The following is a 5,324-nucleotide window of genomic DNA, read 5'->3' on the forward strand; positions in this document are numbered from 1 at the left end:
GGTCAGTGGAGTATGCTTTCATTCCAGATACACTTTGCTACAACATTCATCATCTTCCCACATTGTGTATTTCACTCAAGCGAGAACCGCTATATTACCTCTGTTGGATGCAGGATTTTCTCTTTCCAAGAAAACCCTCGACGGAAGATTTTAGTAATTGTTTAGTCTATTAAGTACAAGAAAATGCAGAAGGTAAAAAATGATTTTACCTTCTGCATTTTAAACTTCGTGAAAATCTCACGAATTATTTAGTTGGAGGAAGACACCACCTTTGAGCGATCGCGTGTCAGTTCCATAACTACTGAGTGTGAGCGATCGCAGATTATTAAAAAATGGTTTACCTAAGACTTCCGCTAGTTTCAGAATCGGTACTTGACGCTCTAACAAATTTTGGCTCTTTGTCCAGTCAAGATATATATAGCCTTGGTTTGGTAAAGGAATCGCAGCGATACTATCTTTGAAGTTGGGATTGTCAATTATGGAATTATTCTTGATTGTGAGAATTTCATCCATCGTCTCTAAATCAGAGGTGAAAATTTCGTAATTTCCTAAACTTGTATGCAGTCCCCGCACTTTTGTTTCAATGCTAAAAGATTCTCCTTCTTTAACGTCACTTTTTTTAGTAGCCGTAGTTAACTCTGTCCAAGCAGAGATTTTTTGCTGATCTATAGTTAACGGACTGATACTGAGTCCGTTGGATGAGGCGATCGCATCTAAACGAGTAACGCCTTTTTCCACACTCTCTGATTTTTCCACCACAAAAATCCAATGTGGGGTTGTTTGCTCTTTCTCAGATAACAATGCTATCGCATATTCTCCTTGTACCCAACTGAAAATATCCTCTGGTAAGTTTATATTCCAGCGTTTTTGAACATCCGCCAAAGGTTTTGCTAACCGAGAAACCACATCTTCCCCAGAACCATATATAGTTGCTGTTGCTTGTCTCCAGAGTTTAGTTAAATCACTATCACCCAAACTACTCAAATTTGAGCCGGAAATTGCCAAACCTGCGGACGCTGGAATATATTGCAATGCTCCTACAGGTTTAGATAGCGGTGCAGATGGTGGGACAATTTCTGATGCAGTCAAAAAAGTGGTTTCCGCCAGCAAGCCTTTAGGATTCAACGCCAAGGATATGATTTGGCTGTTATAAAGTTGTTCTGATAACTCTAATCCTTGCCATTTTACCACGATGGTAAGATTTAAGAAAGCTACAGCCAAACCCCCTTTAGGCAGTTCTTTGGTAGCTTTTTGGTATTCAGGGGAGCTAGTCAAATTCAGATCGGGCGCTTGGACATTATTAATCGCATCTCGCAACACTTTCGGATCGTTGGCAAATAACACAAAGCCTTCGCCAACAACAGCACCAGCAAGCGAGTCTTGTTCTGGTTGAGAATTGTCAGAAATCAGTTTTATGCCTTTATATTGTTCAACAGCTAAGTTTGCTCCAGCCAACGCCCGTTTGGAAAAAAACAATTCGACAAATTCGCGGCTTTTCTCCGGTTGCTTGGTTGCTAGTGCCAATAGATACCCTGGCTGCTGTCCGTTTTCTAAATCCCGATCAATATCTAAGGTGGCGATCGCTAATGTAATTTCGTCCCCTAACCAGGGTTGAATGTCTTCTTTATAATCTATGCCACTCTTGGCGAATAAGCTGGTTTTGAGTTTAGATAGTTCCTCTTCACGATCCAACGCCTGCAAACGATCGGGATTTGCCAGTAATGAAACCATTGCAGGGGAAAGTTTTGACACGAATATGGCTGCACCAGGCTGTCTGGTAGAAGCAATGAGGTTAGCCGGACTTTTGGCGAAAAACCAGTAAAAGCTAGCGATCGCAATTACTAGCAGTGCGATCGCCCCAGCGACGATAAAACCAATAAATGAACGTTGCCTATTCACATTCAACCTATTAAAAAAGACGATTTACAGCCATTTAAGCAGAAAGCCTCGCAGAATTAATCAACCCTGTTGAGAATGGATACTCATGCAAAGGCAGAGATTTTCTGTCACCATGAATAAGATTAGGACTGTTTATAGGGAATTCTTTTAGTCAACCCATGAACCAAATTAGTGTAGAAGAACTGGCACAACGTCTTTCTTCTAATGATACAAGTATTCAGCTAGTAGATGTGCGTGAACCCCAAGAATTGGCGATCGCTAGCATTGAGGGCTTTGTCAACCTACCTTTAAGTCAATTTGCCGAATGGGGAGATCAAGTACCTACCCTCTTCAATCCCCAAGCTGAAACCCTTGTACTATGCCACCACGGCATCCGCTCTGCCCAGATGTGTCAGTGGTTAATTGCTCAAGGTTTTACAAATGTGCAAAATATTTCGGGTGGTATTGATGCCTATTCCCTATTAGTAGATCCTTCAATTCCCCAATATTAGCTTTTGCTCAGGTGGAACTCACTCTTCCATCTGGCTTTTGCTATGCTGAAAACAGCAGTACATTACTTTAGACGCCTGCCAGAAAACTTGGAATTTGCACATCAAGTACATCGGCACAAAAATTTTCTGGGTCAAATCACAGTTCAATATTAGACTCGTCCAAAAAATACGTATCTAATAATACTTTTGCAATTGAAAGCTTGTGCAAAAATACGGTTATAAAAGAGCATGATGAGGGTACATTATAACTAGCAGATTTTACTAAAAAAATGAGCTACTATTTTAACCCTACTCTTAGAAAATACCGTATCTGTATGAACCTTAAAAATACTTATCATAATATAGTTGTATAATCTAATATCTTAATCAATTATTAATATTCTCTGTTTTCGATTAAATCCACAAATCTGTTCAAAGTTTGATTAAAATTTGCCTTCAGCAAAACATACCACAATGGAAGTCCAGTTAACAAATCGACAACAGCATATACTTTGGGCAACGGTACGTCACTATATTGCTACGGCAGAGCCAGTTGGTTCAAAGGCTTTGGTTGAGGAGTACGACCTGGGTGTAAGCTCGGCGACAATTCGCAATGTGATGGGCGTTTTAGAAAAGTCTGGATTACTCTATCAACCACACGCTTCTGCTGGACGTGTACCTTCAGATTCAGGCTATCGCATTTATGTTGACCAGCTAATTACACCTTCTCTGCGTTCGCGCAGCATCTCGCAGACAGACACTACGCGGACAGAAACTTTAGGGCGAGAAGTAGAGGTGGCACTGCAAAAACAGCTACAATGGCAAGACCGGAGTTTAGAAACCCTACTGCAAGGAGCCGCGCAAATTTTAGCCACCTTGAGTGGTTGCATTAGCTTGATCACTATGCCACAAACGACTACAGCGCTATTGCGACATCTGCAATTAGTGCAAATTGAAGCTGGGCAGATCATGCTAATTGTGGTAACAGATGGTTACGAGACACATTCCAAATTGATGGAATTGCCGCCAACAACAGAAGAGACACAACGGGATTCAGAGGTAATCGATCGCGAATTGCAGATTGTTTCTAACTTTTTGAATAGTCATTTGCGGGGGCGAAGTCTGTTGGAATTACCCTACCTCAACTGGAGCGAACTAGATCAGGAGTTCCAACGCTACGGGGAATTCTTGAAAAATTCAGTTGCCGAATTGACTCGTCGGACTCTTGCACCCAGTGCAACCCAAATTATGGTTCGAGGTGTGTCAGAAGTTTTGCGCCAGCCAGAATTTGCTCAGTTACAGCAGGTACAAACGATTATCCATCTGTTGGAAGAAGAACAAGACCAACTGTGGCGATTAATATTTGAGGAAGCAGAACCAGAGGAAGGCAGTAAACCAAAGGTAACAGTTCGTATTGGCGCAGAAAACCCATTAGAACCGATACGCACCTGCACCTTGATTTCTTCCAACTATCGCCGGGGTTCGATACCCGTAGGAAGTGTGGGAGTTTTGGGGCCAACTCGTCTAGATTATGAAAGTGCGATCGCAGTAGTAGCATCTGCCGCTGATTATCTCTCAGAAGCTTTTAGTTATTTCAATCCTTGAATGCTAAGTAGTTAGGACTAGCCCCATTTATAAGTTACGAGCGATCGCCACGAGAATAAATAGTATTTTAGCAGTGCGATCGCCTGCCAAACACTCTCAAATCCAGGTATAAATATCTTAAATGAGTAGTAAATGAGTAGAATTATAGACTAGGAGTAAAAAACCCTTGATATAAAAGAGACTCTCGTTTAGCATTGAAAAACAAAGAAAAAACAGCATAAATTGGGTATAGTAAATCAATTTTTATAACTTCTAACCCTTGTACAGACGTGATTAATCGCGTCTCTCCTAATTCCCTGTTCCCCACTCAGCACTCTTATGAGCATTACACTTACAGGTACAATCGAACGCCGTGATATTGGTACAGGCGCATGGGCGTTAGTTACAGAAGAGGGTGTTACTTACGAAATCCTCAGAGGGGCTGATAAAGAATTACTCAAAGCCGGACAAAAAGCAAAAGTTAAAGGACAGGTGCGCGAAGATGTCATGACTATTGCCATGATTGGCCCTGCCTTAGAGGTCAAATCTTTTGAGGTAATTAGTTCTGATTAGCTGTGGAATTCAGAACCTCTTGCAGACGGCTTCTAAACTCCCCTTTGGGATGACCTCCCTTTACCTCACCCACAATCTGAAATTCCCCTTCTGGAGAATTGCAGAGGATGTAAGTAGGCCATCCCATTTCTGATTTATCGGGATATTGAGTTAATAAAACCTTGCGATACTTGCGGTAAGCAGTCGTATCTTGCATCTTTACATCGATAAACTCTAAACCCAGTTCTTCAGCCACCTTTTTGTCATAAAAAGACATTTTGTGGCAGATGCCGCATTCTTCTGAAGAGAACTTAATTACAGCTAAACTCATGGGTTGGCTACTCTTTGATTCTAGACAAAGTTTTTTAGCATAATGCTATGAGATATTACCATACAGTTGGCCATTGGTGTCAACTTCAGGCTGAAACCCTAATTCAACATTTTTCCTTCTTCTCTACTACTAGTGGCATGGCAAGCTTAAAATAGTGCATTAGACGTAGGTTGGGTGGAGGGGAACGCAACCAAACACATATCAGGATGTTGGCTTTGGCAAAGCCTCCAACGCCACTTGCTACAACGCGGGGAACCTGCAAGGGCGCTGTGGCTCCGCAACCTACAATTTTTTTGCAACATTTTAGCCTTGCCACGCCACTACGCCAAAATATCAAGTAGGATATGCTGTTCACTCCAAAGCTATTCACTGTCTGGATTTAGGCTTGCATTCAACCCACATTCCGCAGGTTAGTTAAGAAAGAAGATAATATTTTCGACAAGGAGCACCAAAAAACTGGAGAATCCATTGTCTTTCATGGGTTAAAT

The 5,324-nt window shown here is 41.6% G+C and carries 6 protein-coding genes; 3 read left to right on the forward strand and 3 right to left on the reverse strand.

Annotated elements, in window-relative coordinates:
- Positions 1–237 precede the first annotated feature (237 nt).
- The gene (locus V7L31_RS13390; RefSeq protein WP_334696672.1) at positions 238–1,899 is read right to left on the reverse strand and encodes a DUF3352 domain-containing protein; all 1,662 of its coding nucleotides are present in this window, start codon (positions 1,897–1,899) and stop codon (positions 238–240) included.
- 158 nt (positions 1,900–2,057) lie between these two features.
- On the opposite strand from V7L31_RS13390, the gene V7L31_RS13395 reads away from it, so the two are divergent.
- The 3 genes from V7L31_RS13395 to V7L31_RS13405 all read left to right on the forward strand — a co-directional run bounded on the left by V7L31_RS13395 (position 2,058) and on the right by V7L31_RS13405 (position 4,526).
- The gene (locus tag V7L31_RS13395; RefSeq protein ID WP_334696673.1) at positions 2,058–2,390 is read left to right on the forward strand and encodes a rhodanese-like domain-containing protein; all 333 of its coding nucleotides are present in this window, start codon (positions 2,058–2,060) and stop codon (positions 2,388–2,390) included.
- Between the two features lie 453 nt (positions 2,391–2,843).
- The gene (gene hrcA / locus V7L31_RS13400) at positions 2,844–3,974 is read left to right on the forward strand and encodes a heat-inducible transcriptional repressor HrcA (RefSeq protein WP_334696674.1); all 1,131 of its coding nucleotides are present in this window, start codon (positions 2,844–2,846) and stop codon (positions 3,972–3,974) included.
- A 318-nt stretch (positions 3,975–4,292) separates the two neighbouring features.
- Entirely contained in the window at positions 4,293–4,526 is a 234-nt protein-coding gene (locus V7L31_RS13405; RefSeq protein ID WP_292854088.1) for a hypothetical protein, read from the forward strand.
- On the opposite strand, the gene V7L31_RS13410 is transcribed toward V7L31_RS13405, so the two are convergent.
- Entirely contained in the window at positions 4,513–4,836 is a 324-nt protein-coding gene (locus tag V7L31_RS13410; RefSeq protein ID WP_334696675.1) for a thioredoxin family protein, read from the reverse strand. The genes V7L31_RS13405 and V7L31_RS13410 overlap by 14 nt on opposite strands.
- A gap of 103 nt (positions 4,837–4,939) precedes the next feature.
- Entirely contained in the window at positions 4,940–5,191 is a 252-nt protein-coding gene (locus tag V7L31_RS13415; RefSeq protein ID WP_334696676.1) for a hypothetical protein, read from the reverse strand.
- Positions 5,192–5,324 lie beyond the last annotated feature (133 nt).

Source organism: Nostoc sp., assembly GCF_036916655.1.
Taxonomy (GTDB): Bacteria; Cyanobacteriota; Cyanobacteriia; order Cyanobacteriales; family Nostocaceae; genus Nostoc.

Coding starts and splice junctions, on each gene's coding strand:
- hrcA (WP_334696674.1), top strand. CDS start 2,844: ATGGAAGTCCAGTTAACAAATCGACAACAGCATATACTTTGGGCAACG.
- V7L31_RS13395 (WP_334696673.1), top strand. CDS start 2,058: ATGAACCAAATTAGTGTAGAAGAACTGGCACAACGTCTTTCTTCTAAT.
- V7L31_RS13410 (WP_334696675.1), bottom strand. CDS start 4,836: ATGAGTTTAGCTGTAATTAAGTTCTCTTCAGAAGAATGCGGCATCTGC.
- V7L31_RS13405 (WP_292854088.1), top strand. CDS start 4,293: ATGAGCATTACACTTACAGGTACAATCGAACGCCGTGATATTGGTACA.